Genomic DNA, 26,212 nt, shown 5'->3' on the forward strand with positions numbered 1-26,212 from the left:
CGCCGAACGCGGCGCGGGCCCTTCGGACGGCCGGGGGCGGTCACCTGTTCGGGCCAGCAGCGGGTCTTGGCGGCGGCCTCCCCCGGGTACCTATGGAGCTATGACCCCCGCCGCCGAGCCCGCGCAGCCCCGCCCGGCCGCCACCGTCCCCTCGTCGTCGTACCGCCTCCAGCTCCAGCCCGGCTTCACCCTCCGCGACGCCACCGGCGCCGTCCCCTACCTGGCCGCCCTCGGCGTCTCCCACCTGCACCTGTCCCCGCTGCTGGAGGCCGTCCCCGGCTCCACCCACGGCTACGACACCGTCGACCACACCCGGATCAGCGAGCAGCTCGGCGGCGAGCCGGCGCTGCGCGAACTGGCCGCCGCCGCGCACCGCCACGGCCTGCGGCTGATCGCCGACGTGGTGCCCAACCACATGGCCGTGCCCGCCCCCGAACGGCTCAACCGGCCGCTGTGGCAGGTGCTCCGCGACGGTCCCGACTCGCCGTACGCACGCTGGTTCGACATCGACTGGACCGCCCAGGCCGGCCCCGCCGACGCCCCCGGGCGCGGCCGGGTGCTGCTGCCGCTGCTCGGCGACCGGCTCGGCGCCGTCCTGGACCAGCTCACCGTGGACGCCGCAGGGGCGCCTCCCGGCCGCCCGGCCGGCGGCGTGCTGCGCTACCACGAGCACGAGCTGCCGCTGCGCCCCGGCACCGAGGAGCTGCCGCTGCCCGAGCTGCTCGGCCGCCAGTGGTACCGGCTCGCCTGGTGGCGCCTGGCCCGCACCGAGCTCAACTACCGGCGCTTCTTCACCGTCAACGAGCTGATCGCCCTGCGGGCCGAGGACCCGGAGGTGTTCGCCGCCACCCACGCCGTCCTGCTCGGGCTGCACGCGGACGGCGTCCTGGACGGCTTCCGGATCGACCACCCGGACGGGCTCGCCGACCCGCGCGGCTACCTGCGGCGGCTGGCAGCGGCCACCGGCGGGGCACCGGGGACCACCGGCGGGGCGTACGTCGTGGTCGAGAAGATCCTCACCGGCGAGGAGCGGCTGCCCGAGGACTGGCCGGTGGCCGGCACCACCGGCTACGACGCGCTGCGCCGGATCGACGGCGTGCTCACCGACCACACGGGCGCCTGCCGGCTGGCCGGGGCCTACGAGTCCTTCCGGCACGGCGGCCCGGTCCGGGACCTCTGCGCGGACCCGCACCCCGCCGTCGCCGAGGCCCGGCGCGGGCGGGCCGACATGGCCGGGCCGGACGGCGAACTCGCCGCCGAGGTCGACCGGCTGGTGCGGATCGCGCTGCGGATCGGCGCCGCCGAGCCCGCGCACGCCGACCACTCGCCGGGGCAGCTGCGCGCCGCGCTCGGCCGGCTGCTCACCGGCTACCCGGCGTACCGGCCGTACGCCCGGCCCGGCGAGGCGGTCCCGGCCGCCTCGGCGGAGCAGCTGCGGGACGCCCTGGAGGGCTCCGCCGACCCGACAGACCGGCTGGTGGCCGCGCTCGCGCTCGGCGAACTGGGCCGGGGCGCCGACAAGGACGAGTTCTGCACCCGCTTCGCCCAGACCGCCGCCGCGGTGGCCGCCAAGGGCGTCGAGGACACCGCCTTCTACCGCTGGAACGCCCTGCCCGGCCTCAACGAGGTCGGCGGCGAGCCCGCCCGGCCCGGACTGCGCCCCGCGGACTTCCACGACTGGTGCCGCTACCTGGAACGCACCTGGCCGCACAGCATGACGGTGCTCTCCACCCACGACACCAAGCGCAGCGCCGACGCCCGGGCCCGGCTCGCCGTGCTCGCCGAGCGGCCGGACTCCTGGGCCGCCGAGGCCGCCGCCTGGTCCACCGCCGCCGGCCCCGGCTTCGACCCGGACGCCGACTGGCTGCTGTGGCACACCCTGGTCGCCGCCTGGCCGATCGACCCGGACCGGCTGGTCGCCGCCCTGCTCAAGTCCGCCCGCGAGGCCAAGCTCCACACCTCCTGGACCACCCCCGACCCCCGCTACGAGCGGGCCCTGGAGCAGCGCGCCCGCGCGGTCCACGCCAACCCCGGGCTGCTCCCCCGGATCGAGGGCGCCGTCCACGCCCTCGCCCCGTACGCCCGCGCCAACACCCTGGCCGCCGCGCTGCTGCACCTCACCGTGCCGGGCGTGCCGGACCTCTACCAGGGCAGCGAGGAGCCGCTGTACACCCTGGTCGACCCGGACAACCGGGGCGTGGTGGACTTCGGCGCGCTCGCCGTGCGGCTCACCGACGCGGCCGCGCCGCGCCCCGGCGACCTCGCCCGGGAGAAGCTGCACCTCACCACCACCGCGCTGCACCTGCGCCGCACCCGCCCGCTCGGCCCGTACCGGCCGCTGCACGCCGCGGGCCCCGCCGGTGACCACCTGCTGGCCTTCGCCCGGGGCGAGGACGTGATCACCGCCGTCACCCGGCTGCCGTACGGGCTGGAGCGGGCCGGCGGCTGGCGCGACACCGTGCTGGAGCTGCCGGCCGGCGGGCCCTGGACGGACGAGCTGACCGGGCGCGGCCTCCCGGCGGGCACGGTGCCGGTGGCGGAGCTGCTGGCGGCCCTGCCGGTGGCCCTGCTGACGAGGAGGGACTGATGCCGCGCTACCAGGTGTGGGCGCCCAACGCCGCCTCCCGCGTGCGGGTCGACGTCAACGGCTTCGCCTACGACCTGGCCCGCTGCCCGGACCAGGACGGCTGGTGGTCCGGCGAGGCCCCGGCGGGCGACTACGCCTTCCGGCTGGACGACGGCCCGCCGCTGCCCGACCCGCGCTCGGCCCGGCAGCCGCACGGCCCGGAGGGGCCCAGCCGCGCGGTGGACCACGCCGCGTTCCGCTGGTCGCGGCCCGGCCGGCGCGGCCGGGCGCTGCCCGGCGCGGTGCTGTACGAGCTGCACGTGGGCACCTTCACCGCCCGCGGCACCTTCGACGCCGCCGCCGAACGCCTGGACCACCTGGTCGAGTTGGGCGTGGACTTCGTCGAGCTGATGCCGGTCTGCCCGTTCCCCGGCCGGCACGGCTGGGGCTACGACGGGGTCTCGCTCTGGGCCGTCCACGAGCCCTACGGCGGGCCCGATGGGCTCAAGCGCTTCGTGGACGCCGCCCACCGCAAGGGCCTCGGGGTGGTGCTCGACGTGGTGCACAACCACCTCGGCCCGTCCGGCAACCACCTTCCCGCGTACGGCCCTTACTTCACCGACCGGCACCACACCCCGTGGGGCTCGGCGGTCAACCTGGACGCGCCCGGCTCGGACGAGGTGCGCGCCTACCTGATCGGCAGTGCGCTGGCCTGGCTGCGTGACTACCGGATCGACGGACTGCGGCTGGACGCCGTGCACGCCCTCGCGGACGACCGGGCCGTCCACTTCCTGGAGGAACTCTCCGCCGAGGTGGGGAGGTTGGCGGTCGCCACCAACCGGCCGCTGTTCCTGATCGCCGAGTCCGACCTCAACACCCCGGCCACCACCGCCCCGCCCGAGGCGGGCGGACAGGGCATCACCGCGCAGTGGAGCGACGACTTCCACCATGCCCTGCACTGCGCGCTCACCGGCGAATCCCAGGGCTACTACGGGGACTTCGCGCACGCGCCGCTCGCCGCCCTCGCCAGGACGCTCACCCGGGGGTTCTTCCACGACGGCACCTGGTCCTCGTTCCGCGGCCGCCGGCACGGACGCCCGTTCACCCCGCCCGGCAACGGCCACCGGCTGCTCGGCTACCTCCAGACCCACGACCAGGTCGGCAACCGGGCACTGGGGGACCGCGTCTCCACCAGCCTCTCCCCCGGCCGGCTCGCCTGCGGCGCGGCGCTGGTGCTCACCTCACCGTTCACCCCGATGCTCTTCATGGGCGAGGAGTGGGGCGCCGCCACCCCCTGGCAGTACTTCACCGACCACACCGACCCGGACCTCGCCGAGGCCGTCCGGCAGGGCCGGCGCCGGGAGTTCACCGGGCACGGCTGGGCCGCCGAGGCCGTCCCCGACCCCCAGGAGCCGGCCACCGTACTGCGCTCGGTCCTCGACTGGACCGAGCTCCGGCGCGCCCCCCATGCCGAACTGCTCACGTGGTACCGGACGTTGATCCGGCTGCGGCGCGAGCGCCCGGAGCTGTCCGACCCCGACCTCGGCGCGGTGCGCGCGGACTTCGACGAGGCGGCGGGCCGGCTGGTGGTGCACCGGGGGCCGTACCGGATCGCCGTCAACCTCGGGCCGGACGGGGCCGCGCTGCCGCTCGGGGCCACCGGGCGCGAGGTGGTGGCGGCCTTCGGGGCGGCGGAGCTGGAGGGGACGGCGGTGCGGCTGGCGGCGGACGCGGTGGCGGTCGTCGCCGTGCAGCCCGGCCGGACGCTCACCGGCGCGACGGGCTCACCGTAGCGGCCGGGCCCACCGGAACGGCCTGGCTCACCGGAGCGGCCGGGCTCACCGGAGGAAGGTGCCGATCCGCTCCCGGAGCGCCGGGGCGTCCAGGCCGTAGGCGGCCAGGTGCTCCGCGATCGAGCCGTAGTGCCGGTGCTCCTCGCGCGGCACCCCCAGGCCCAGCACCCGGTGCGGGCGGTCGGCGAGGGCCGCGTGCGCCTCGTTCGCGGAGGTGCCCGCCAGGTACGGCTCGACCAGCACCACGTCCGCCTGGTCGCCGAGCGCCGCGCGCAGCCCGGCGGCGTCGAAGGGGCGCACCGTCGTCGCGTACAGCACGGCGACGTCCAGGCCCTCGGTGGCCGCGAGCACCGCGTCCAGCATCGGCCCGACGGCGAGCACGGCTCCGCGCGAGCCGGACCGGACGGTGGTGAAGCGGCCCGGCTCGACCGGCACCGCGGCCGCGTTCCGGTGCTCCGAGAGCCGGACGTACACATTGCGGTCGCCGTCCGCGTAGGCGTGGCGCAGCAGTTGCTCGGCCTCGTCCGGGTGGCCGGGGACGTGGACCGTCCAGTCCGGCAGGGTGTCCAGCAGGGCGACGTCGCCCGGGGACATGTGGGTGCGGCCGCCGGCCGGCCAGTCGTACGAGCCCGCCGCGCTCACCAGCACGGCGCCGACGCCCTGGTGGACGAGGTCCAGCTTGACCTGTTCGAAGGGCCGCTCGATCAGGAAGCTGGCGAAGGTGTGGGCGATCGGACGCATCCCGGTGAGCGCCAGGCCGCCCGTCGCGCCGATCAGCAGCTGCTCGCGGATGCCGACGTTGACCACCCGGTCGGGGTGGCGCAGCTGTGCCGGGGCGAAGGCGGCGGCGGTGATGTCGGCGAGCACCACGGCCAGCCGGGGGTCCTCGTCCAGCAGGCGGGTGGTCAGGTCCACGAAGCGCTCGCGCATGGTGTCCATCGGTGAAGTTCCTCTCGGGGGCTCGGTCTTGGCCTGATCGGTCGCGGCCTGATCGGTCGTGGCGGGGCAGGTAGCGGCGGGGCGGGTCGTGGTGTCGGCGGGCGGGGGCTGCCGCCGGGTGCTCAGTGCTGCTCCTTGGGCTCGACCCGGGCGACCACCACGTGCGGGCGGCCCGGGTGCTCCGCGGTGTACGCGCGGTGCAGCGCCTCGTGGTCGCGCCCGTCCACCGTGGCGGTCGACCAGCCCTCGGCCGCGAAGCGCTGGGCGATGCCGCCCTGCCAGCCGTGCGTGGCCGAGGAGTTGTCGATCACCACCACGTTCAGCCGCTCCAGCCCGTAGGCCCCGGCGAAGGCCACCGCCTCGGCGTTGGAGCCCTCGTCGAACTCCGCGTCGCCGACCAGCACCCACACCGCCGGGTCGGTCAGGCCCTGCGCCCGCAGCCCGAGCGCGGTGCCGACGGCCAGCGGCAGGCCGTGTCCGAGCGAGCCGGAGGCGATCTCGACGCCCGCGAGCAGGGTGCGGTCCGGGTGGTGGCCGAGCGGCGAGTCGTAGCCGCCGAAGCTCGGCAGCACGGCCGGGTCGAGGAAGCCCTTGGCCGCCAGTACGGCGTAGTACGCCATCGGGCCGTGGCCCTTGGAGAGCAGGAAGCGGTCGCGGTCCTGGGCCTCCGCGGTGTCCGGGGTCACCCGCAGCACCCGGTCGTACAGCACCCAGAGCGCGTCCAGGGTGGAGGTGGCGGCCGGGCCGTGCTTCTCGGCGCCGGTCATCAGCGCCATCAGGGCGGGCAGGTCCTCGAACCGGGTGCCGGTCGCGTTCGTGGCGGTCGCGTTCGTGGCGGTCGCGTTCGTCGTCATGACCACGATGGTGCAACTTAAAGCCGACTTGAGGTCAAGCGACTACAGTGGGCTCCCATGACCGCCCACTCCGACGGCCGCCGGGCCCCCGGCCCGCACCACGGCGACCTGCTCACCATCGGCCAACTCGCCCGCCGCAGCGGCCTCGCCGCCTCCGCGCTGCGCTACTACGAGAGCCTCGACCTGATCCAGGCCACCCGCACCTCCGGCGGCCAGCGCCGCTACACCCGCGGCACGCTGCGCCGGATCGCCTTCATCCGGGCCGCCCAGCGGGTGGGCCTCTCCCTGGACGAGGCGAAGGTCGCCCTCGACCGCCTCCCCGAGCGCCCGGCCCCCAGCGGCACCGAGTGGGACCGGGTCGCCGCGTCCTGGCAGAGCCGGATCGACGAGCAGATCGCCGAACTCCAACGGCTCAAGGCCAAGCTCACCGGCTGCATCGGCTGCGGCTGCCTGTCCCTCTCCCGCTGCGCCCTCTACAACGCCGCCGACCGCGCCGGCGAGGCCGGCCCCGGCGCCCGCTACCTGCTCACCCGCGACCCGGACGGCGGACCCGAACCGGTCCCGCCGGGCGTGGAGACCTGCGGCACCCGCCCGGAGGGGCACTGAAAACCCTTTGCGCCGGGGCCGTTCGCCCGCCTACGGTGCGCCCGTGCTGCCCTTGGTGCTGACGGACGAGGAGTGGGACGCGGTCGTCCCCGACGAGACGGTGATGCGCCCCGGCGCCGAGGCGCTCTGCGCCCGGCTGGGCGTCGGGGGCCTGCCCCTGGAGCGCTTCCCGGAGGGCTCCGTGCCGGTCTACGCGGTCGGCGACGCGCTGGTGCTCAAGCTGTTCCCGGCCGCCTCCGCCCGGGACGGCATCGTCGAGGAGCGCGTGCTCACCCGCCTGGACGGCGCACTGCCGATCCCCACCCCGACCGTCCACGAGGCCGGCGAGTACGTCAACGGCTGGCGCCACGTCCTGATGTCCCGCCTGCCCGGCGAGGGCCTCGCCCCGGCCTGGCCGCGCATCCCGCCGCCCGACCGCGAGCGGATCGCCCGCCGCTGCGGCGAGGCGCTCGCCGCCCTGCACGCCCTCGACCCCGAGCCGCTCGCCGACGTCCTCGGCCCCGGCGACTGGCCGGCCTTCCTGGCCCGCCGGGCCGCCGGCGCGGTGGCCCGCCAGCGCGAACGCGGGCTGGCACGGGAGTGGCTGGAGCAGATCCCGGACTTCCTCGCCGCCGCCCCGCTCCCCGCCGCCCCCGGGCGCTCCCTGCTGCACACCGAGTTCATGCGCGAGCACCTGCTCACCGACCCGGCCGACGGCTGGCGCCTCACCGGCCTGATCGACTTCGAGCCCGCGATGATCGGCGACCCGGCCTACGACCTGGTCGCCGTCGGACTCTTCACCACCCGGGCCGACCCGCACCTGCTCGGCCACCTGCTGAACGCCTACGGCCGCCGCTTCGAGCCCCGGCTGCTGATGGCGTGCACCCTGCTCCACGTGTACAGCAACCTGCCGTGGTACCTGCGGGAGTTGAAGCCCTCGGCACGGACGCTGGACGCCCTCGCCGAGGAGTGGTTCGGGACCGCCTAGCCGCGCCCTACGGACGCGGGTCGGTGCGCAGCAGGCTGTACCGGACGACATCGCGCCACTCGCCGGCCCGGAAGGTCACCGCGCGCTGCACGCCCTCCCGGGTGAAGCCGAGCTTCTCCAGGACGCGCTGCTCGGCCAGGTTGCCCGCCTCGGTGTCCGCCTCCAGCCGCATCACCGGGGAGTGCGCGAACAGGTGGTCCACCAGCAGCCGTTGGGCCCGGGTGCCGATCCCGCGCCCGCGCACGTGCGGCAGCAGCTGCACGCCGATGCTCCAGTACGGGGCGGACGGCCGCACCCCGCTGCGGTTGGCGGCGACGAAGCCGCCGAACCTGCCCCCGACCTCGACCGCGAGCATCCACTGCCCCTCCTCCAGCAGCCCGCTCTCCAGCCACCGGCGGCGGTACCGCTGCGGATCGCGCCAGCCGTACCACTGGAACTCCCCCAGCATCTCCGGGTCGTTCACCAGTCCCTCGACCACGGGGAGGTCGGCCTCGGCCATCGGGCGCAGGGACACTGATTCTTCACTCATGCAGGCGCCAACGCCCGAGCGGACGCGACGGTTCCTCAACCGAGCGGCGGCCGGGGATCGGTGCGCGGCAGGCTGTGGATCGAGCGGGCGAGCCGGAATCCCACGTCGTCGATCCGCAGCGTCGGGTGGCTCCGGCGGCGGACGGAGGCGCGGCAGCTCCAGTGCTCGTCGAACCAGCCGCCGCCGCGCAGGACGCGGTACTCGCCGTACACCTCGGGGTCGTACCGGTCCCAGCACCACTCCCAGACGTTGCCGAGCAGGTCGTACAGCCCGTGGGCGTTCGGGCGCAGCCCGCCCACCTCGTGCGGGCGCTCGCCCGAGTTGCCGCGGTACCAGGCGATGTCGTCCAGCGGGCCGTAGCGCGGGCCGTCCGTGCCGGCGCGGCAGGCGTGTTCCCATTCGGCCTCGGTGGGCAGCCGGTAGCCGTCGGCGGCGCGGTCCCAGGAGACGTCCTCGCCGTCCGCCTCGTAGGCGGGCGCGAGGCCTTCGCGCCGGGACAGCTCGTTGCAGTGGCGGACGGCGTCCAGCCAGGAGACGCTGTGCGCGGGGCGGCGGTCGCCGGTCGCGCCCTCGTACTGCTCGCGGGTCACCGGACAGGCCGCCAGCCGGAACGGGGCGACGTCGACGGCCCAACTGCGCCGGGTGCGACGGTCGGAGAGGGTGACCCGGCCGGACGGTACGGTGATCATCCGCCGATCCTAGTGACCTGAGCGCGGCCGGGGTCCCGCGCCGGGTCAGAGGGCCGGCAGCGACAGCGCGAAGCCCGTGAGCACCGCCCAGCCGACCGGCACGGCCGCGCCGGCCGCCCAGGCGAAGCCCGCCGCCGGGCGGCCCCGCTCCCGGCCACCGGCCCGCTGGAAGCCGGCGGTCAGGCCGGCGATCGCGGCGACGGGCATGGCGAGGCAGGACAGGTAGACGGCCCCGTACCAGATCGGCACCACGGAGATCATCCCGAGGAACGCGAACGGGGCCGACACCAGCGCGACCACGACGCCGGCCGCCGTGCAGGCGACGCGGAGCCGCTTCGGGTCGGAGAAGAACGGCGGCACGGCACAGGCCACGACGCACACCAGCCCGGGCGCGGAGAGGATCGCCCCCACCGGCCCGTAGCCCGCCACCGCGAGGATCACCGGCAGCAGGAACGCCCCGATCCCCAGCCCGGACAGCCACCGGGCACTGACCGGCACCTCGACCATTCTTCCCCCCGCCTGCGGAACCGTTCGGTGCGGGGGAAGCTAGCACGCGCGGGCGGCGCGGGGCACAGCGGGCGGTCGCCGCCGGTCGGGCGGGCCGGACCGATAATGGACCGGACGATTCCGTGGGTGAGAGGTGGCGCATGGCCGGCAGGTTGCGGGTGCTGAGGAAGCAGAACCGGCTCAGCCTGGAGGCACTCGCCGAGCAGGTCGGCGTCACCAAGAGCTACCTCTCCAAGGTCGAGCGCGGCATCAGCGACCCCTCGATCTCGACGGCGCTCAAGCTGGCCCACGCCCTCAAGGTCGACGTCGGCCGGCTCTTCTCGGACGAGGTGGAGCCCGAGCTCGTCACCGTCGTCCGGGCCGGTGAGCGCACTCCCGTCGGCACCGGGGCGGGCTCCGGCGTCTCCCGTTACGAGGGCATCGCGACCGGGCTCAGCGGCAAGCGGATGGTGCCGTTCATGATGTACCCGCCGACCGAACCGGCGGACCCGCCGTTCAAGTCGCACACGGGCGAGGAGTTCTTCTTCGTCCACGCGGGCACCGCCGTGCTGGAGTTCCCCGAGCGGAGCGTCGAACTCGGCCCCGGGGACAGCGTGTACTTCAACTCGGCGCTGCCCCACCGCTGCCGGAGCACCGGGCCGGAGCCGGCCGAGATCCTCGTGGTCATCCACGACGATCCGGACGGCCCCTCGGACCGGGTTCCCACGCTGCCCTGACGGGCCCGGCGGGCCCGGGGCCGCCCTGAAGCCGTCCCCAGCCCGGCTTCAGGTCGGCCCCACGCCGCTGTCAGGCCTTCGGCCCGGCGCCGTCCGCCAGGGCGACCCCCGCCGCGGACAGCAGCGCGGACAGCTGCGCCGTCCGCGCCCCGTCCAGCGGCAGCAAGGGGTGCCGGGGCTCGCCGACGTCCAGGCCGCACAGGGCCAGGCCCGCCTTCACCGTGGTCGGCAGACCCCCGCCGAGCAGGAACTGCAGCACCGGCAGCTGCCGGTAGAACACCCGGCGGGCCGTGTCCGGGTCACCGGCGCGAACCGCCCGGTACAGGTCGAGGGTGAGCTCGGGGATGAGGCAGGGTGCCGCCGTGCACCAGCCGGCCGCGCCGGCCGCGAACGCCTCCAGGGCCAGCGGGTTGGAACCGTTGTAGAACGGCAGGGCGCCGTCGGAGAGCTGGGTGAGCCGGTGCATCCGCTGGATGTCGCCGCTGCTCTCCTTGACCATGGTGATGTTCTCCACCTGGTCGACCAGCCGGTGCATGAGTTCCGGGCGGAGGTCGACCCCGGCGGTGGCGGGGTTGTTGTAGATCATCAGCGGGATGCCGATCGCGTCGGCGATCTCGGTGTAGTGCCGGGTGATCTCGCGTTCGTCCAGCCGCCAGTACGAGAGCGGCAGCACCATCACCACGTCGGCGCCGGCCCGTTCGGCGAACCGGGCGCGGCGGACGGCGCTGCGGGTGGTGAGGTCGGCGATGCCGACGACGGTGGGCACCCGGCCGGCGACGGCCGCCACCGACGCCTCGGCGGCGGTGTACCACTCCTGGTCGTCGAGGTAGGCGCTCTCGCCGGTGGAGCCGAGCGGGGCGATGGCGTGGCAGCCGGAGCGGACCAGCCGGTCGATCAGCTCGGCGAGCCGGTCGAGGTCCGGGCCGCCGTCGGCCGCGGAGAACGGGGTCACCGGGTAGGCGATGATCCCTTCCAGGGTGGTCTCGGGCATCTCAGGAGTCCTTCCGGGTGACGAGGGCGTCGCCGTGGCCGGCCCGCAGGGCGCGGCGGGCGTAGTAGGCGAAGTTCGCCTGGCCGCGCTTGGGGGTGGAGATCCAGTCGTGCGCCTCCTTGGCGAGCGGTCCGGGGATCTCCTGGATCTTCCCGGCGGCCCCGGCGAGGAGCTGGAGCTCGGCGGCCCGCTCGAAGAGCAGGGCCAGGGTGCACGCCTCCTCGACGGTTCCGGTGGCGACCAGCTGGCCGTGGTGGGCGAGCAGGAGGGCGCGCTTGTCGCCGAGGGCGGCGGAGATGATCTCGCCCTCCTCGTTGCCGACCGGGATGCCGGGCCACTCGTCCAGGAAGGCGCAGTCGTCGTAGAGCGGGCACATGTCCATGTGCGAGACGACCAGCGGGGTCTCCAGCATCGAGAGCGCGGAGACGTGCAGCGGGTGGGTGTGGATGATGCAGTTGACGTCCGGGCGGGCCCGGTAGACCCAGCTGTGGAACCGGTTGGCCGGGTTGGCCATCCCGTCGCCCTCCAGGACGTGGAGGTCCTCGTCGACGAGGAGGAGGTTGTCCTCGGTGATCTCGTCGAAGCCCAGGCCCAGGCGCTGGGTGTAGTAGGTGCCCGGGCGTTCGGCCCGGGCGGTGATCTGGCCGGCCAGCCCGGAGTCGTGGCCGGCGTCGAACAGGATGCGGCAGGTCAGGGCCAGTTTCTGGCGCACCGTCCAGTCGTTGTCGGGGATCGCGGTCCGCATCCGCTGGTGGGCCAGGTCCACCAGGTCGGTCTTGCCCGTCTCGAACGTGTCGGCCATCGCCGTGGTTCTCCTTCGCTCTTCGGTCGGAGCGGTCCGCCGGGGCGCGGGGTGCGGCGCGCACCGGCGGGCCGCGGGCAGCGGCGACCCGCCCGGCGGCGCCGCGGAGCCCCGGGAAGACACGTCATTCACTTTAGGACACCTTGTGTCCTCGCGTCGACGGGTCACCCACCACCAGGACCCCGAAACGCGGAACGTAGCCCGTCCCGCGCGGGAAGTCGGCCGGGCCGACTTCCCGTGCGGGAGGCACCCCGCTATGCCCCGGCCTCCCGAAGGGTCACCGTGCACAGCCGCTTGGTGGCGCGGGTCAGGGCGACGTACAGGTCCCGTTCGCCCGCGGGCCGGGCGGCGACGATTCCGTCCGGGTCGACCACGACGGCCTCGTCGAACTCCAGGCCGCGCGCCTCCGACGCCGGGACCAGCCGGGCGTACCGCTCGACCCCGGCGGCCGCCAGTTCCGCCGTCCGGCCGTCCGCGCACACCACGCCGAGCAGCTCGCCCGGATGCGCGGCGGCCTGCGCCCGCAGCTCGCGCAGCAGCTCACCGGCGAGCCGCTCCGGCGCCACCGCGACGGACCGGGGCTCCTCGCCGTGCCGGATCGACCGGACCGGCGGCTGCCCCGGGGCGATCCGGCCGAGCAACTCCCCGGTGGTGGCCAGGATCTCCCGCGTGGTCCGGTAGCTGACGGTCAGTGTCCGCAGGTCGAAGCGGCGGCCGACGTGCGGGGCGAGCGCCTCGTGCCAGTCCCGTGCGGTCGCCGCCGGGCCCGCCTGCGCGAAGTCGCCGACCAGTGTCATCGACCGGCCCGGGCACCGGCGCAGAACCATCCGCCACTGCATCGCCGTCAGCTCCTGCGCCTCGTCGACGACGACGTGCCCGAAGGCCTGCTCGGGCGGCCCGTCGACCAGGCTCGCCGCCTCGTCGAGGAGCGGCACGTCGGCGTCGGCCCACGGCGCGCCGGGCGTGCGCAGCAGCGAAGCCCGCTCGTCGTCGCCGAGGTGCGGCAGGCGCGCGGCCAGTGCGTCGGCGTCGGCCAGCAGGGCGTCGACGACCTCGCCCGGCACGAGCCGCGGCCAGAGCTCCTCGACGGCCCGGTCCACGTACGCGTCGTCCAGGAGCGCGGCCCGGACGGCGTCGGCGTCGAACTCGTCGGCCCCCGTGGCGGGTTCGTCGTCGACGCCGAGCCTGCGCAGGTCCCGGGCCGCCATCCGGTCGAGGTCGATGCCGGTGAGCAGCGCGACCTCGGCGTCGATGCGCTCCAGCGCCTCGACCGTGCCGCGGGCCAGCGCGCCGGTCAGGGAGTCCACCAGCAGCTCCAGGAACAGCCGGCGCGCCCGGTTGTGGGCGAGGCCGCTCGCCTGCGCCGCCGCCCGCGCCCCGGCGACCTCCGCCTCCTCCAGGCGGACCCACTCCCGCCCGACCCGGACGGCGAAGTCCCCGCCCGGGGCCTGCCGCGAGCGGACCGACCCGGCCAGCGCGTCGGCCAGTTCGGCGCCGCCCTTGAGGCGCGCCGCCCCGAACCCGTCCACGGCGCCCGGCGCGACGCCGGCCAGCTCCTCGCACGTCGCCAGGACGACGTCGTTCTCCCCGAGCGAGGGCAGCACCTGGGAGATGTAGTCGAGGAACCGCGCGTTCGGACCCAGCACCAGCACACCGCGCTCGGCCGCCTTCGGGAACGCGTACAGCACGTACGCGGCGCGGTGCAGTGCCACCACCGTCTTTCCGGTGCCCGGGCCGCCCTGCACCACCGTCACCCCGCGGTGCGAGGAGCGGACGATCGCGTCCTGCTCGGTCTGGAGCGTGGCGACCGCCGTCCCCATCCGCCCGGTCCGCCGCTCCCGCAGCGCCGCCGCCAACGGGCCGTCCCCGACGACGTCCCCGGCGGCCGGCTCCGAACCGTCCAGCAGTTCGTCGCTCACCCCGACCACCGTGCGGCCGGTCAGGCTCAGATGGCGGCGCCGCCGCAGCCCCAGGGGGTGGACCGGCGTCGCCTCGTAGAAGGCCCGTGCCGCCTCCGCCCGCCAGTCCACCAGCAACGGCAGCTCGTCCTCGTCCCGTTGCAGCCCCAGCCGCCCGATCCGCAGCACCGTCCCGTCCGCCAGGTCGATCCGGCCGAAGACCAGCCCGCCCTCGGCGCCCTGCAGCCGGCGCACCTCGCCCGCCAGCCGCCCGGCCGCCACCTCCCGCTCGTACACCTCGCCCGCGCCGTCCGCCGCCGACGCGAGCACCCGCCCCAGCTGCTCCCGCGCCCCGGCGAGCCGCTCGTCGAACAGCTCGCCGATGACGGACACCTGCACCCGCTCCAGCTCCACCTGCTGTGCGGCGTTGTCGTGGATCTGCGACAAGGAAGAGCCCCCTCTCGATTCGACCCGCCACTATGCAGAGGAAATCCGGGGAAGTAAATGTTGACTTGTCCGGTTCGCATGTGGCCCTCGAATCCCGTACGGCACTTTTCCCGGCGGAATTCCGGCACGCCCCCGAGGCGCCTCTCCCCGCCCCGCGAAAACGCCCTTTCCCGGCCCGGGGCGGGGGTGCCGCCACGCGCCCGCCCGGGTCCGGAACACCTCTGCCGAACCGTGCCCCGGCGACCCCAACAGCCCACCGCGCAGCGGCTTTTGCGCCTCGCGCGCCCTCCTGCCGGACGGCCTACGCTCGGCGGCATGAACCGTACGATCCGCACCACCGAAGACGTCCTCGCCCTCCTCGACGGCCTTTTCCCGCCGGCCGAACCGTTCTGGGACCGGTTCTACGCGGACCGGTCCGCCGAGCGCCCGTTCTTCACGCCGAAACCGGACGAGAACCTGGCCTCCTACCTGGACCGCGGCCTGCTCGTCCCCGGCCGGGCGCTCGACCTCGGCTGCGGCGCCGGCCGCAACGCCGTCCACTTGGCCTCGCTCGGCTTCGAGGTGGACGCCGTCGACCTCTCCGCCACCGCCGTGGCCTGGGCCGAGGAGCGCGCCCGGGAGGCCGGCGCGGGCACCGGCCTGCGGTTCCACCGGGCGAGCATCTTCGAGGCCCGGCTCCCCCACGCCCACTACGACCTGGTCTACGACTCCGGCTGCCTGCACCACCTCCCGCCGCACCGCCGGGTCAGCTACCTGGCCCTGCTCGACCGGGTGCTGGCACCGGGCGGGCACTTCGCCGTCACCGCCTTCGCGGCCGGCGCGACGGGCTCCGAACGGACCGACGAGGAGCTCTACCGGCTCGGCGCCCTGGAGGGCGGCCTGGCGTACTCGCCGGACGAACTCCGCTCGCTGTTCCGCGAGTTCACTCCACTGGAGATCCGCCCGATGGCCGCCCAGGGCCCCGGTTCGACGCTGTTCGGCGTCCCCTTCCTCCTCACCGCGCTCTTCCGCCGGGCTCCCGGCCGCTGACCGGCCGCTGACCGGCCTCCCGCCCGGCGCCCCGCCCGGCGCCCCGGCCGCCGTCAGTCCCGCTCCCGTCCCACCGCCGCCTCGTACGCCAGCAGCGTGTCCACCACCAGGCGCCGCTGCGCCGGGTCGAGCGGCCCGAGGGCCGTGCGCCAGGCGACGGCCCCCGGGGCGAGCCAGGCCTCGATGGCGGGCAGCCGGGCGGGGGCGATCGCGACGATCCGGCGCCGGCGGTCGGCCTCGTCCTCGCGCCGTTCGAGGATGTCCTGCCGGCTGAGGTCGCCGACCATCAGGCTGACCGTGGTGGGGGCGACCTCCAGCCGGGCGGCGAGGTCGTTCACGCCCATCGGTCCGTCCAGCAGCAGGCAGGCCAGCAGCGACAGGTGACGGGGCGCCAGCGCGAGGCCGCGCAGCGGCTCGGGGACGGGGATCCGCTTGGCCCGCCCGACCAGCCGGGGCATCAGCAGCAGCATCGACCGCACCGCGTCGTCGAGCCCCTCCCCGGTCGACGACGGCGCGTTCGGCGATTCCCCTTCGGCCGTTGACATCGCACACCCCTCCCCAGTTACCTTTGATATCAAAGCTGTTTTATGTGCAAAGCGAACCCGTCAGCCCATGGTACGAACCGAGCCGAACGGAGCTCCACCATGCCGCACCTGAGCCTGCACATCCGCGAGGAGTCCCTCGACCCCGAGGTCGAGCGGGCCCTCATCGCCGGCCTCACCGAGGCCGTCACCTCCGTCTTCGGCGAACAGGTCCGCCCCCTGGTCGCGGTCGAGCTGATCGGGGTCCCCCAGCGCCGCCGGGGCATCGGCGGACTGCCGACCGAGGAGGTCGCACCGGTGGTCCTGCTGAGCCTGCGGGAGGCGGCCTACCACCTGCCGCAGGTGCCCGACGCGCCCGCCCGTCTGGTCGCGGCGGCCACCGCGGCGATCACCGGCGCGCTCGGCGAGGCCGTCGGACGGCAGACCGTGGTCACCCTCGACGGCGTCCCGGCGGGCCGCTCCGGGATCGGCGGCCGGGTCGCCTGACCGGGGCCGCCCCGCGGATCCGTCGCGCGGCGCCGCGCACCCGCCCCCACCAGCCCGGATGCGCCGTCCCGGCCAGCGCGCGGAGGAGGTCGCGCGCCCCTGGAACCCTCCGCGCCCCGCCCACCGCACCCCTCCGAGCCCGGTCACATTCACCCCATCAGCCCCACCAGTCCCAAAGGGAATCCGGGCCTCCGGCCGGAACCCGGCTTTGCGACCGGCGGTCCGGTGGCATAGGTTTCGAGCGCCGTCGACACACCATCGACCCTGACCGGCCATCAGTCACGGGGCGGACAGCGGGGCGAGGGGCCAGGCGGCCGCATGCACAGGGGAGGAGCTGCCATGCCGCGAGCCCGCGACCACGGGTCGACCGGGCGGCGGGGACGGACGGACGGCGCCGCGCACCAGCGGCCCACGGCCGGTGCGCGCCCGACCCCCGCCCACGCCACCGGACATCCGAGGAACCGTCAGTTGCGCACCACCAGAGTCGTCACCGCCACCGCCGCAGCCCTCGTCTGCCTGGGCGCCCTCAGCGCCTGCGGGCCGGACAACGGCAGCCAGGACGCCACCCCCGCCCTCCCCGCCGCCACCACCGGGCCCAGCGTCAACCCCAACAAGCCCAGCGGGTCCGACAAGGGCATCCCGGACAAGGCCTGGATGGACACCAAGAGCATCCCGATGGACGAGAGTTACCACTACACGCCGCTGGCGGCCAACGCCAAGCAGCTCTCCGGCCAGGTCCAGTTCAAGGGCATGGAGCTGTGCCGCGCCGCGGTCGCCAAGGACGACGAGCCGCTGTTCACCGGCACCGCCTCCGCCCGGGCCTCGGTCGGCTTCGGCGGGGACCGCTGGACGGCCGAGCAGACCCTGCTGTTCCACGGTGACCCGACCCGCAGCAGCGGCACCAAGCAGAGCACCAACCTGGCCGAGGGCCGTCTGACGGAGGCGCTCAAGTCCTGCGCCAAGACCGCGCCCGGCGCCACCGTGAAGGTCGACAGCGCCCCGGACGCGCCCTACTTCGCCGCCGTCCTGACCGTCCCGCAGGCCGACGGCAGCACTGTCACCCTGCACGAGTACGTGGTCAGCGACGGCGGTGCGGTCAGCGAACTGGCGGTCTGGGCCACCACCAAGGCCGGCGCCCAGCCCAAGGACGCCTGGAAGGCCCCCGAGGACAAGTACGTCGGCACCGGCATGACCGCGCCGATGTGCGAGGCCCTCCCGGGCTGCGACGGGCACTGACGCCCGACGGGCCCCGACACGCCGCGGACGGCCGGCACCGCCGGCACCGCCGGCGCCCGCGGCGCTCGCCGGCGCCCCGCAGACGGCAGCCCGGCCTGCGGGCCGGGCGGCCGGTCAGCCCCGCAGGACCGCCATTTCGACCTCCCGGCCGGCCCCGCCGCCGGGCACCGGCAGCACCACCCCGGACGGTTCGAAACCGGCCTTGCGGTACATCGCCTCGGCGCGGGGGTTGTCCTCGTGGACGAACAGCCGCACCCGCTCGATCCGGGGCTCGGTGAGCGACCACGCCCACTCCTGGACGGTCCGGATCAGGTCGAGCGCCAGCCCGGTGCCGCGCGCCGGCGGCCGGACGTAGACGCCGACCAGGTGCACCTGGTCGACCTCGACGACGTCGCCCTCCAGGGCCCCGCCCCCACCGGACCGCTCGACCACTCCGGTCATGGAGCCGAGCCAGGTCCCGTCCTCGGCCTGCGCGATGAACTGCGCCACGTGCGGGTCCGTCGCCGCCCGGGTCGTGCGGTCCTGCCAGAACTCGTCCGGCTTGGCGGCGGCCTGCTCGTGGGTCTCCAGGAAGGCCACGGCCGCGACCGGGTCCAGCAGCGCGTCCAGGCGGGTGTCCCTGAGCTGCTGCCACTCGTCGGTCCGCACTCGTCTGATGATCGTCGTACTGGTATTCATCGCGTGATGATGTCATCGGCACCGGAGGCCCGCGCAACCGAATTCGGCGCCTCCGACGGGCCGCTCAGGCCCGGGACCGCGCCAGCAGCCGCGCCAGCAGGGCCGCCGGCCCCTCCGGCAGGCTGCCGTGGACGAGTTCGGTGCGGTGCACCAGCCGGGGCGCGGCGATCGGCGCGTACCCGACCCCGGGTGCCGCCGCGAGCACCGGTTCGGGCAGCAGGGTGAGCCCGTGTCCGGCCGCCACCAGCGCGAGCAGTCCGTGCACGTCGGTGCCCTGGTAGCGGGTGGCGGGCCGGAAGCCGTCGACGCCCGTGGCCGCGCGCAGCCGGGCCGCCGTCGGGGTGAGATCGGGGGCGTCCAGCCAGCGGGCGGCGGAGAGGTCGGCGAGCGCGAGGCCGCCGCGGCCGGCCAGCGGGTGGCCGAGGGGCAGCGCGACGGCGACCGGCCGCTCGGCCACCGCGACGGTGCGCAGCGGGCCGACGTCGGGCAGCGGCAGCGGGTCGCTGGGCGCGGCCAGCCCGTCGATCAGGGCGAGGTCGACCTCGCCGGTGGCGACCTGGGCGGGCAGCACGTCCTGGGCGAGGACCCGGACCACCGGCTCCGTCAGCGGATGAGCCCGGCGCACCTCGCCCAGCGCACGCCCCAGGGTCGCCCCGACCGCCAGCGGGGTGGCTCCGAGCACCAGCCGGGCGCTCGGGGCGCCGGCCAGGCGCGCGACGTCGGCGCGCGCCGCCTCCAGCCGGACCAGCAGCGGTGCGGCGTGCTCCAGCAGCCGCCGCCCGGCCGCGGTCGGGCCGACCGGCCGGCGGGACAGCAGTGTCGTGCCGAGGTCCGCCTCCAGCGCGGCGATCTGCTGGGAGACCGCGGACTGGGTGTAGCCGAGCTCCCGCGCCGCCTCCGAGAAGGAGGCCAGGCGGGCGACGGTGACGAAGGTGCGCAGCTGTTGCGGGTCCACGGCGGTCATCAACCGATCTGATCGATACTTAAGGAATCATCGTTGGCGCTGATCTCGGATGCGGGGCCAGGATAGCCGCATGACCTACCTGACCCCCCGGATCGCCCTGGTCGGCGACCGCTCCCCCGCCGTCCGCTCGCACGCCCGGATCCCGGGCCTGCTGGCCGCCCTCGCCGAGCACGACCACCTCGTCCTGGACGCCTACTGGATCCCGACCGGGGACGCCGCCGCACCCGGCGCCCTGGACGGCTTCGACGCGGTCTGGCTGCTGCCCGGCAGCCCGTACCGCAGCGAGGCGGGCGCGCTGGCCGCCGTCCGGACCGCCCGCGAACGCGGCATCCCCTTCCTGGGCACCTGCGCCGGGTTCCAGCACGCGGTGCTGGAGTACGCCCGGAACGTCTGCGGCCTCGCCGGGGCCGTCCACGGCGAGGAGCACCCGGAGGCGGAGCAGCAGGTGATCGCCCCGCTGGCCTGCTCACTGGTCGGCCACGAGGGGGCCGTCGCGATCACCCCCGGGAGCCTCGCCGAGCGGGTCCTCGGCGCCACCCGCACCCAGGAGCGCTACCACTGCGCGTACGGCCTCAACGGCGCCTACCTGGACCGGCTGACCGCGCACGGCCTGCGGTTCAGCGGCGCGGACGCCTCGGGCGAGGTGCGGGTCCTGGAGCTGCCCGGACACCCGTTCTTCCTGGCCTCGCTGTTCCAGCCCGAGCTGTCCGGCGACGGCACCCGGGCACACCCCATGGTCCGCGCCCTGGCCCGCGCCGCCGTGGCGCACGCGGACTCCACGGCGGCGGCGACGAGCGCCTGACCCGACGCCGCGGCGGTGTCGACCACCCGGCCGGACCCCACGGGGACGGCGACGAGCCCCCGGCCCGCTGCGGCGGCCGCACCGGCGGCGGTCCCGGCCGGGGCGCCCCGAGCCCGCCTCACATCGGCAGCGACCGCAGCCGCACCGGCCCCTCCGGCCACCCGGCCCCCGGCGCCAGCGGCGCCCACATGGTGCGCAGCGGCATCTCCGCCAGCCGTCCCTCCGGCTGCTCCACCGTCACCCCCTCCGCCACCTCCCGGAATCCGAGCCCCCGGTAGAACGCGGCCAGCGGCGGTCGGCAGAACAGCAGCGCGTACCGGTGGCCGAGCGTGCGCGCGTGGTCGAGGGCGGCCCCGACCACGGCCCGCGCGAGGCCGCTGTGGCGCCGGTCGGGCGCGACGCAGACCCCGCCGACGCCCATGGCGGTCAGGTCGGTGCCGCCCACGGTGAGCGGCAGCGGCAGCAACCCGGTGTGGGCGACCAGTCGGCCGTCGGCGGCCCGGACACCGAAGTGGATCTCCTTGGGCAGGAAGGTCAGCCCGGTGTGGGCGACGCCGTACGGGTCCTCCCCGGGGCCGAGGATCTCCTCCTGCTCGACGCGGCCGTACTGCGCGAGCCGTTCGACCACCGGCGGCCCGGCGGGGTGCGGCCCGGGCGAGAAACGATCATCCATCCCGCCATGCTCTCCTCCTGCCAGGGCCTTTAACCAGTCCCTTCCCAGCCACTCGGTCCGACGGCCGTCCCGGTGCCGCGCCGCTGTGGCAGCATGCCCCTCATGCAGCAGCCCACCGACCAGGCGTCCGCCGACCAGTCGGCCGCCGACCTCGCCGCACCGCTGCCCGGCCCGCCGCTGCGCCTGCCCCGCCCGGTCCGCGCCCTCGCGCCGACCGCCCTGGTGCTGCTGGTCCTCGTCCCGCTCGCCGCCAACGACCCGGACGTCGGCCCGACCGCCTCGCCGGGGACCAACGCGGGCCTGATGGCGCTCGGCGCGCTCGCCCTGGCCCTGCGGCGCCGGCACCCGGCCGCGGTCGCCGCGGTCACCCTGCTGAGCGGCCAACTCCCGCTGGCCGTCGCCCTCTACGGGCTGGCCGCGCGGCGCGGCCGGACCGCGCCGGTGTACGTCCTGGCGGCGCTGGCCGGGCTGCGGCTGCTCGTCCCGTTCGACCTCGGGGACGTCGACGCCCCGTCCGAGCTCGCCAACCTGATCGAGGACCCGCTGGTCTTCTGCGCCGTGCCGCTCGCCCTCGGGCTGACCTCCCACCAGCGCGCCCGCACCGTCGCCGTGCTGGCCGAACGCAACCGGCTGCTCGGCGAGCGCAACCGGCTGCTGGAGGAGGCCCGCCGGCACGCCGAGGAGCGCGCGGTGGCCGCCGAACGCGCCCGGCTCGCGCGGGAGATGCACGACGTGGTGTCCAACCGGGTCTCGCTGATCACCCTGCACGCGGGCGCCGGGCAGGTCGCCCGGGCCGAGGACCCGGCCGCCGTCCGGGAGACCCTCGGCCTGATCCGCGCCCTCGGCCTCCAGGCGCTCACCGAACTGCGCGGCCTGCTGGGCGTGCTGACCACCTCCGCCGAACAGGCGCCCTCGCTGCGCGGGCTGCCCGCTCTGGTCGAGGAGTCCCGGCTGGCCGGACTGGCGGTCGGGCTGACCGTCAGCGGACCGGACGAGGGGCTGCCCGACCCGGTGCCCGCCGTGCAGTACGCGGCCTACCGGATCGTCCAGGAGGCGCTGACCAACGCGCACAAGCACGCCCCGGCCGCCGAGGTGGCCGTCACCGTCGAGGTCGCACCGGACGGGCTGCGCCTGACGGTGGTCAACTCCCCCGCCGCCGACGGGGGCGCCGACGGGGACGCCGAAGCCGCCGGCGGGCGGGCCGATCACCCGGAACTGCCCTCCGGCGGCCACGGCCTGCGCGGCATGCACACCCGGGCCGGCGACCTCGGCGGCACCCTGCACGCCGGGCCGACGCCCGAGGGCGGCTTCGCCGTCCGGGCCCGGCTGCCGCTCGGCGCCGCCTGAACGGAGCGGCGCTGCCCGAACCGGGCCTGCCCGGTGTCAGACCGTCGCGCGCCGCGCCAGCTCCGCCCAGACCTCGTCCACCCGCGCCTCCAGCTCAGCCAGGCCGCCGCCGTTGTCGATCACCAGGTCCGCGATCGCCAGCCGGTCCTCCCGCGAGGCCTGCGCGGCCATCCGGGCCCGGGCCTCCTCCTCGGCCATCCCGCGCAGCCGCACCAGCCGGTCCAGCCGCACCTCGTCGGCCGCGTCCACCACCACGACCAGGTCGTACAGCGGCGCCAGGCCGTTCTCGGCCAGCAGCGGCACGTCGTGCACCACGACCGCGTCCGGCGCGGCCGCCGCCTCCAGCTCGGCGGAGCGGGCCCGGACCAGCGGGTGGACGATCGCGTTCAGCGCCTTCAGCCGCTCCGGGTCGGCGAACACGACCGCCCCGAGCGCCGGACGGTCCAGCGCGCCGTCCTCCCGCAGCACCTGCGGTCCGAACTCGGCGGCCACGGCCGCCAGACCGTCCGTTCCGGGGGCGACCACCTCGCGGGCGATCACGTCCGAGTCCACGATCACCGCGCCGCGCGCGGCGAACAGCCGGGACACCTCGCTCTTGCCCGCGCCGATGCCACCCGTCAGTCCGATCTTCAGCATGGCGTCAGGCTACCGGCGCGGCACCGGGCCCGTCAGTACGGGCCACCGACGAGGAGCACCGTCGGCGCGGGCCGTCGGCGGGCGACGCCGTCGGCACGGGCCACCGACGGGCGACGCCGTCAGCCCAGCTCCAGGCTCTCGCCCTCCCCCAGCACCGTCAGCTCCGCGCCCGTGCCCGGCCCCTGCGGCCCGACCAGCCGGGTCTGCACCGCGAACCCGATCGGGCTGAGCACCGCCTCGTGCACCGGCACCGCCTGGCGCGGCCCGGCCTCCCGGACGTAGTCGATCACCTCGGAGGCCTTGCTCCAGGGCGCCGCGAGCGGCAGCAGCAGGGTGTCCACGGCGTGCGGCGGCACGGTGAACGCGTCACCGGGGTGGAACAGCCGGCCGTCGAAGAGGAAGCCGATGTTCTGCACCCGCGGGATGTCCGGGTGGATCTCCGCGTGCCACTCGCCGTGCACCGAGACGCCGAGCCCGCCGATCTCGAAGGCGTCGCCCTCGCCGACCGTCTCGATCCGCTGCGCCACGCCGTCCAGCTGGGCGGCGACGGCCCGGTTGGTCCACACCCGCAGGGCCGGGTCGGCCTCCAGCGCGGCGCGCAGCCGGGACTCCTCGAAGTGGTCCATGTGCTCGTGGGTGATCAGGACGGCGTCCGCCCCGGCCAGTGCGGCGGGGTCGGTGAACGATCCCGGATCGACGACGACGGTGGTACCGCCGTGCTCGACGCGTACGCAGGCGTGTCCGAACTTGGTGATTCGCATGAGAAAAACCATACAGCAATGCTGTACAGCCTTGCTGTATGAATTGCCGATAGACTTCTCCCATGCTCAGCGAAGCCCCGCACCCGGACACCCTGGAACTCGCCGCCGACCTGCGCGCCGCCCTCGGCACCCTGGTCCGCTCCCTGCGCACCGACGACGAACTGCCGCAGAACCAGGCCGCCGTCCTCGGCCTGCTGGTCCGCGACGAGCTCTCCTGCACCGTCGCCGAACTCGCCGCGCTCCAGCGGGTCCGCCATCAGTCGATGGCCCGCACCGTCGCGCTGATGACCGAGGCCGGGCTGGTCACCCAGCAGCCCCACCCCACCGACGGCCGCAAACTGCTGGTCGCCGCCACCGAGGCCGGCCGCGACGCGCTGCTCGACCAGCGCGCGCGCCGCGAACACCAGATCGCCACCGCCATCGAGTCCCGCCTCGACCCCGCCGAACAGGACCGGCTCCGCTCGGCGGTCGACCTGCTACGCCGGCTGGGCTGAACCCACCAGGCCCTTGGCCGCATCGTCCCCGGATCCGGCACTCTCCGACCCGGTCCCGGCGCGCGGCACCGGGAGCACCGCCGGCTCGATCTCCGGCAGGTCGACGTGCTCGCTCAGCCCGAACCGCCGGTGCAGCCGCCGCAGCGGGCCGGGCGCCCACCAGTTGAACTCGCCGAACAGGCTCATCGCGGCGGGCACCAGCAGGCAGCGCACCAGGGTGGCGTCCACCGCGACGGCGACGGCCAGCGCGATGCCCATCTGCTTGACCATCAGCATGTCCCCGAGCGCGAACCCGGCGAAGACGATCACCATCAGCAGCGCCGCCGAGGTGATGATCCGACCGCTGCGCTGCACGCCCAGCTCCACCGCCCGGACGCAGTCGTGCCCGCGCAGGGTCAGCTCCCTGATCCGGGCGAGCAGGAACACCTCGTAGTCCATCGACAGCCCGAAGGCGAAGGCGAAGACCAGGACCGGGATGAAGGTCTCCAGCCCGCCGGTCGGGCTGAACCCGAGCAGCCCGCTGAACCAGCCGTCCTGGAACACCAGGGTGAGCGCGCCGAGCGAGGCGCCCAGCGAGAGCAGGTTCATCAGCAGTGCCTTGACCGGCATCACCACCGAGCCGGTCATCAGGAAGAGCAGCACCAGGGTGCCGACCGCGACCAGCCCGAGCGCCCACGGTCCGCGCGAGAGCAGCTCGTCCTGGAAGTCCACCACCGAGGCCGCGCCGCCGGTGACGTAGGTGGTCAGCCCGCCGCGGTCGGCCCGCAGCTCCTCCACCACCTGCTTGGCCTGCCCGCCCTGCGGGTCCCCGTGCACCAGCACGTCGATCGTGGAGACCGCGTCGCCCACCGGCGACACCGCCCGCACCCCGCTCACCCCGGGCAGCTTGGCGACCACGTCGTCCGCGTACGCCTGCGCCACCGACGCCCCGCCCTCGACCACCACGGTGATCGGCGCGGCCGAGGCCTGCGGGAAGCGCTGGTCGATCGTCTCGGCGACCTGCCGCCCGGCCGAGGAGGCGGGCAGCACCGCGGCGCCGGAGCTGCGCATGTCGGCGTGGAGGAACGGCGCGCCGGCCGCCATCAGCAGCGCCACCGAGGCGAGGGTGACCGCCACCGCCCGCTTGCGCACCCGGCGCACGGTCCGGCTGAAGAACCCCTCGTCCGCCACGGGCGCGGCGGGTGTCTTGATCCGCGCGCCGGCGAAGCCGAGCAGTGCGGGGATCAGGGTCAGCGCGGCGGCGACGGCGATCACCACCACGCTCACCCCGGCGGCCGCCACCGCGCCGAGCACCGGGCTGGTGAAGACGAACAGTCCGGAGAGCGCGACGGCGACGGTCAGCCCGGAGAAGGCCACGGTGCGTCCGGCGGTCGCCGCGGTCCGTTCGACGGCGGCGGCGATGTCCGCGCCGTGGCCGCGTTCCTCGCGGAAACGATTCACCATGAGCAGCGCGTAGTCGATCGAGAGCCCGAGCCCCAGCACCGTGGCGATCGGCAGCACACTGGTGTCGATGTCCATGATCCGGCTGAAACCGAACATGGCCAGCAGCGCGCCGCCCACCGAGGCGACCGCCCCGATCACCGGCAGCGAGGCCGCCGCCAGCCCGCCGAAGACCAGCACCATGACGATCAGCGTGAGCGGCAGCGTCACTATCTCGCCGAACCGGGTGTCCTTCTCGGTCTGCTGCTTGACCTCCTGCTGGAGCACCAGGTCCCCGCCGACCGTGACGTGGGCGCCGCCCGCCCCGTTCAGCGCGCCGAGCCGCTCGGTGACGGCGTCGGTCTGGGCGGTGCTCGCGGTGTCGGCCATCCGCACGGTGACCAGGCTCGCCGTCCCGTCGGCGGAGCGCAGCGCGGCCGGCGCCGGGCCGGAGCCGTACGCGTCGAGTGCGGAGGAGACCCCGGGCAGGGCGGCGATCTCGGCGGTGGCCTTCTCGACGGCGGCCTTCACCGCCGGATCGTCCACCGGCCTGCCGTCCACCACGGCGGTCACGGTGCCCTTGGCCGGGTCGGCAGCGGCGACCACCGCGCTGCCCCGGTCGGCCTCGGCGCTGGCGGAGGAGGCCCCGGCCACCGAGCCCTCGAAGACGCGTCCCCCGATCAGGACCCCGACCACCAGGACGACGGCCCACAGGCCGAGTACCCAGCGACGGTGGCGGAAGCAGAACCGGCCGAGGGCCGCGAGCCGGCCGCCGACCACGGCGGTGGGGGCGGAGGCAGGGGCGGGGGCGGGGGCGGCGAAAAAGGGGTTTCGCATGAAG

At 75.5% G+C, this 26,212-nt stretch carries 26 protein-coding genes; 11 read left to right on the top strand and 15 right to left on the bottom strand.

Going from position 1 to position 26,212, the window contains the following annotated elements:
* Positions 1-100 precede the first annotated feature (100 nt).
* Together treY and treZ are read left to right on the top strand one after the other, a co-directional pair.
* On the top strand, positions 101-2,587 hold the full coding sequence (gene treY, locus ACFVVA_RS26775) for a malto-oligosyltrehalose synthase (protein WP_387693351.1): 2,487 nt from the start codon (positions 101-103) through the stop codon (positions 2,585-2,587).
* A complete protein-coding gene (gene treZ / locus ACFVVA_RS26780; protein ID WP_387693353.1) occupies positions 2,587-4,359 on the top strand; it encodes a malto-oligosyltrehalose trehalohydrolase in 1,773 nt (590 codons plus the stop codon). The genes treY and treZ overlap by 1 nt, the downstream gene beginning before the upstream one ends.
* A gap of 45 nt (positions 4,360-4,404) precedes the next feature.
* Here the strand turns inward: treZ and ACFVVA_RS26785 are convergent, their stop codons facing one another.
* Positions 4,405-5,298 (bottom strand): transketolase family protein, encoded by an 894-nt coding sequence (locus tag ACFVVA_RS26785; protein ID WP_387693355.1) that lies wholly within the window; start codon positions 5,296-5,298, stop codon positions 4,405-4,407.
* A gap of 122 nt (positions 5,299-5,420) precedes the next feature.
* Positions 5,421-6,152, bottom strand: coding sequence for a thiamine pyrophosphate-dependent enzyme (locus ACFVVA_RS26790; RefSeq protein ID WP_387693358.1), 732 nt, complete (start codon positions 6,150-6,152; stop codon positions 5,421-5,423).
* Between the two features lie 57 nt (positions 6,153-6,209).
* Here ACFVVA_RS26790 and soxR point away from each other — a divergent pair, with 57 nt between their 5' ends.
* Both soxR and ACFVVA_RS26800 read left to right on the top strand, forming a co-directional pair.
* Positions 6,210-6,758 (top strand): redox-sensitive transcriptional activator SoxR, encoded by a 549-nt coding sequence (soxR, locus tag ACFVVA_RS26795; protein ID WP_387693360.1) that lies wholly within the window; start codon positions 6,210-6,212, stop codon positions 6,756-6,758.
* Positions 6,759-6,801: 43 nt separating this feature from the next.
* Complete coding sequence (locus ACFVVA_RS26800) at positions 6,802-7,725, top strand: phosphotransferase family protein (protein WP_387693362.1); 924 nt, start codon at positions 6,802-6,804, stop codon at positions 7,723-7,725.
* A gap of 7 nt (positions 7,726-7,732) precedes the next feature.
* Here ACFVVA_RS26800 and ACFVVA_RS26805 read toward each other — a convergent pair whose 3' ends face one another.
* Genes ACFVVA_RS26805 through ACFVVA_RS26815 form a run of 3 tightly spaced genes read right to left on the bottom strand, consistent with a single transcriptional unit; the run spans position 7,733 to position 9,441 of the window.
* A complete protein-coding gene (locus tag ACFVVA_RS26805; protein WP_387693364.1) occupies positions 7,733-8,254 on the bottom strand; it encodes a GNAT family N-acetyltransferase in 522 nt (173 codons plus the stop codon).
* A 35-nt stretch (positions 8,255-8,289) separates the two neighbouring features.
* On the bottom strand, positions 8,290-8,943 hold the full coding sequence (locus tag ACFVVA_RS26810; RefSeq protein ID WP_387693366.1) for a formylglycine-generating enzyme family protein: 654 nt from the start codon (positions 8,941-8,943) through the stop codon (positions 8,290-8,292).
* Positions 8,944-8,988: 45 nt separating this feature from the next.
* Positions 8,989-9,441: a hypothetical protein gene (locus tag ACFVVA_RS26815; protein WP_387693368.1), complete on the bottom strand. Its 453-nt coding sequence runs from the start codon at positions 9,439-9,441 to the stop codon at positions 8,989-8,991.
* Positions 9,442-9,590: 149 nt separating this feature from the next.
* Here ACFVVA_RS26815 and ACFVVA_RS26820 point away from each other — a divergent pair, with 149 nt between their 5' ends.
* Positions 9,591-10,166 (top strand): XRE family transcriptional regulator, encoded by a 576-nt coding sequence (locus tag ACFVVA_RS26820; protein WP_359909615.1) that lies wholly within the window; start codon positions 9,591-9,593, stop codon positions 10,164-10,166.
* Positions 10,167-10,236: 70 nt separating this feature from the next.
* On the opposite strand, the gene ACFVVA_RS26825 is transcribed toward ACFVVA_RS26820, so the two are convergent.
* The 3 genes from ACFVVA_RS26825 to ACFVVA_RS26835 all read right to left on the bottom strand — a co-directional run bounded on the left by ACFVVA_RS26825 (position 10,237) and on the right by ACFVVA_RS26835 (position 14,304).
* Positions 10,237-11,157, bottom strand: coding sequence for a dihydrodipicolinate synthase family protein (locus ACFVVA_RS26825; protein WP_387693370.1), 921 nt, complete (start codon positions 11,155-11,157; stop codon positions 10,237-10,239).
* Between the two features lies 1 nt (position 11,158).
* A complete protein-coding gene (locus ACFVVA_RS26830; RefSeq protein ID WP_387693372.1) occupies positions 11,159-11,959 on the bottom strand; it encodes an aldolase in 801 nt (266 codons plus the stop codon).
* 254 nt (positions 11,960-12,213) lie between these two features.
* Positions 12,214-14,304 (bottom strand): HelD family protein, encoded by a 2,091-nt coding sequence (locus tag ACFVVA_RS26835; RefSeq protein ID WP_387693374.1) that lies wholly within the window; start codon positions 14,302-14,304, stop codon positions 12,214-12,216.
* Positions 14,305-14,619: 315 nt separating this feature from the next.
* Between ACFVVA_RS26835 and ACFVVA_RS26840 the strand changes: the two genes are divergently transcribed.
* Positions 14,620-15,333, top strand: a complete 714-nt coding sequence (locus tag ACFVVA_RS26840) for a class I SAM-dependent methyltransferase (protein WP_387693376.1) — start codon at positions 14,620-14,622, stop codon at positions 15,331-15,333.
* Positions 15,334-15,386: 53 nt separating this feature from the next.
* On the opposite strand, the gene ACFVVA_RS26845 is transcribed toward ACFVVA_RS26840, so the two are convergent.
* Positions 15,387-15,878, bottom strand: coding sequence for a MarR family transcriptional regulator (locus ACFVVA_RS26845; protein ID WP_387693378.1), 492 nt, complete (start codon positions 15,876-15,878; stop codon positions 15,387-15,389).
* 99 nt (positions 15,879-15,977) lie between these two features.
* Between ACFVVA_RS26845 and ACFVVA_RS26850 the strand changes: the two genes are divergently transcribed.
* Together ACFVVA_RS26850 and ACFVVA_RS26855 are read left to right on the top strand one after the other, a co-directional pair.
* Positions 15,978-16,361 (top strand): hypothetical protein, encoded by a 384-nt coding sequence (locus ACFVVA_RS26850; RefSeq protein ID WP_387693380.1) that lies wholly within the window; start codon positions 15,978-15,980, stop codon positions 16,359-16,361.
* Positions 16,362-16,829: 468 nt separating this feature from the next.
* Entirely contained in the window at positions 16,830-17,597 is a 768-nt protein-coding gene (locus ACFVVA_RS26855; protein ID WP_387693382.1) for a hypothetical protein, read from the top strand.
* Between the two features lie 114 nt (positions 17,598-17,711).
* On the opposite strand, the gene ACFVVA_RS26860 is transcribed toward ACFVVA_RS26855, so the two are convergent.
* Complete coding sequence (locus ACFVVA_RS26860) at positions 17,712-18,275, bottom strand: GNAT family N-acetyltransferase (protein ID WP_387693384.1); 564 nt, start codon at positions 18,273-18,275, stop codon at positions 17,712-17,714.
* Between the two features lie 64 nt (positions 18,276-18,339).
* Positions 18,340-19,230 (bottom strand): LysR family transcriptional regulator, encoded by an 891-nt coding sequence (locus ACFVVA_RS26865; RefSeq protein WP_387693452.1) that lies wholly within the window; start codon positions 19,228-19,230, stop codon positions 18,340-18,342.
* A gap of 79 nt (positions 19,231-19,309) precedes the next feature.
* On the opposite strand from ACFVVA_RS26865, the gene ACFVVA_RS26870 reads away from it, so the two are divergent.
* The gene (locus ACFVVA_RS26870) at positions 19,310-20,041 is read left to right on the top strand and encodes a hypothetical protein (protein ID WP_387693386.1); all 732 of its coding nucleotides are present in this window, start codon (positions 19,310-19,312) and stop codon (positions 20,039-20,041) included.
* A 118-nt stretch (positions 20,042-20,159) separates the two neighbouring features.
* Here ACFVVA_RS26870 and ACFVVA_RS26875 read toward each other — a convergent pair whose 3' ends face one another.
* Positions 20,160-20,714 (bottom strand): GNAT family N-acetyltransferase, encoded by a 555-nt coding sequence (locus ACFVVA_RS26875; protein ID WP_387693388.1) that lies wholly within the window; start codon positions 20,712-20,714, stop codon positions 20,160-20,162.
* A 102-nt stretch (positions 20,715-20,816) separates the two neighbouring features.
* On the opposite strand from ACFVVA_RS26875, the gene ACFVVA_RS26880 reads away from it, so the two are divergent.
* Positions 20,817-22,061 (top strand): sensor histidine kinase, encoded by a 1,245-nt coding sequence (locus ACFVVA_RS26880; protein ID WP_387693390.1) that lies wholly within the window; start codon positions 20,817-20,819, stop codon positions 22,059-22,061.
* Between the two features lie 36 nt (positions 22,062-22,097).
* On the opposite strand, the gene coaE is transcribed toward ACFVVA_RS26880, so the two are convergent.
* Together coaE and ACFVVA_RS26890 are read right to left on the bottom strand one after the other, a co-directional pair.
* Complete coding sequence (gene coaE / locus ACFVVA_RS26885) at positions 22,098-22,697, bottom strand: dephospho-CoA kinase (RefSeq protein WP_387693392.1); 600 nt, start codon at positions 22,695-22,697, stop codon at positions 22,098-22,100.
* 119 nt (positions 22,698-22,816) lie between these two features.
* Entirely contained in the window at positions 22,817-23,458 is a 642-nt protein-coding gene (locus tag ACFVVA_RS26890) for an MBL fold metallo-hydrolase (protein ID WP_387693394.1), read from the bottom strand.
* 62 nt (positions 23,459-23,520) lie between these two features.
* Between ACFVVA_RS26890 and ACFVVA_RS26895 the strand changes: the two genes are divergently transcribed.
* The gene (locus ACFVVA_RS26895) at positions 23,521-23,952 is read left to right on the top strand and encodes a MarR family winged helix-turn-helix transcriptional regulator (protein WP_387693396.1); all 432 of its coding nucleotides are present in this window, start codon (positions 23,521-23,523) and stop codon (positions 23,950-23,952) included.
* On the opposite strand, the gene ACFVVA_RS26900 is transcribed toward ACFVVA_RS26895, so the two are convergent.
* Positions 23,935-26,208 (bottom strand): MMPL family transporter, encoded by a 2,274-nt coding sequence (locus ACFVVA_RS26900; RefSeq protein WP_387693398.1) that lies wholly within the window; start codon positions 26,206-26,208, stop codon positions 23,935-23,937. The two genes, ACFVVA_RS26895 and ACFVVA_RS26900, sit on opposite strands and share 18 nt — an antisense overlap.
* Positions 26,209-26,212 lie beyond the last annotated feature (4 nt).

The organism is Kitasatospora sp. NPDC058048 (assembly GCF_042885555.1).
Lineage (GTDB): Bacteria > Actinomycetota > Actinomycetes > Streptomycetales > Streptomycetaceae > Kitasatospora > Kitasatospora lactacystinica.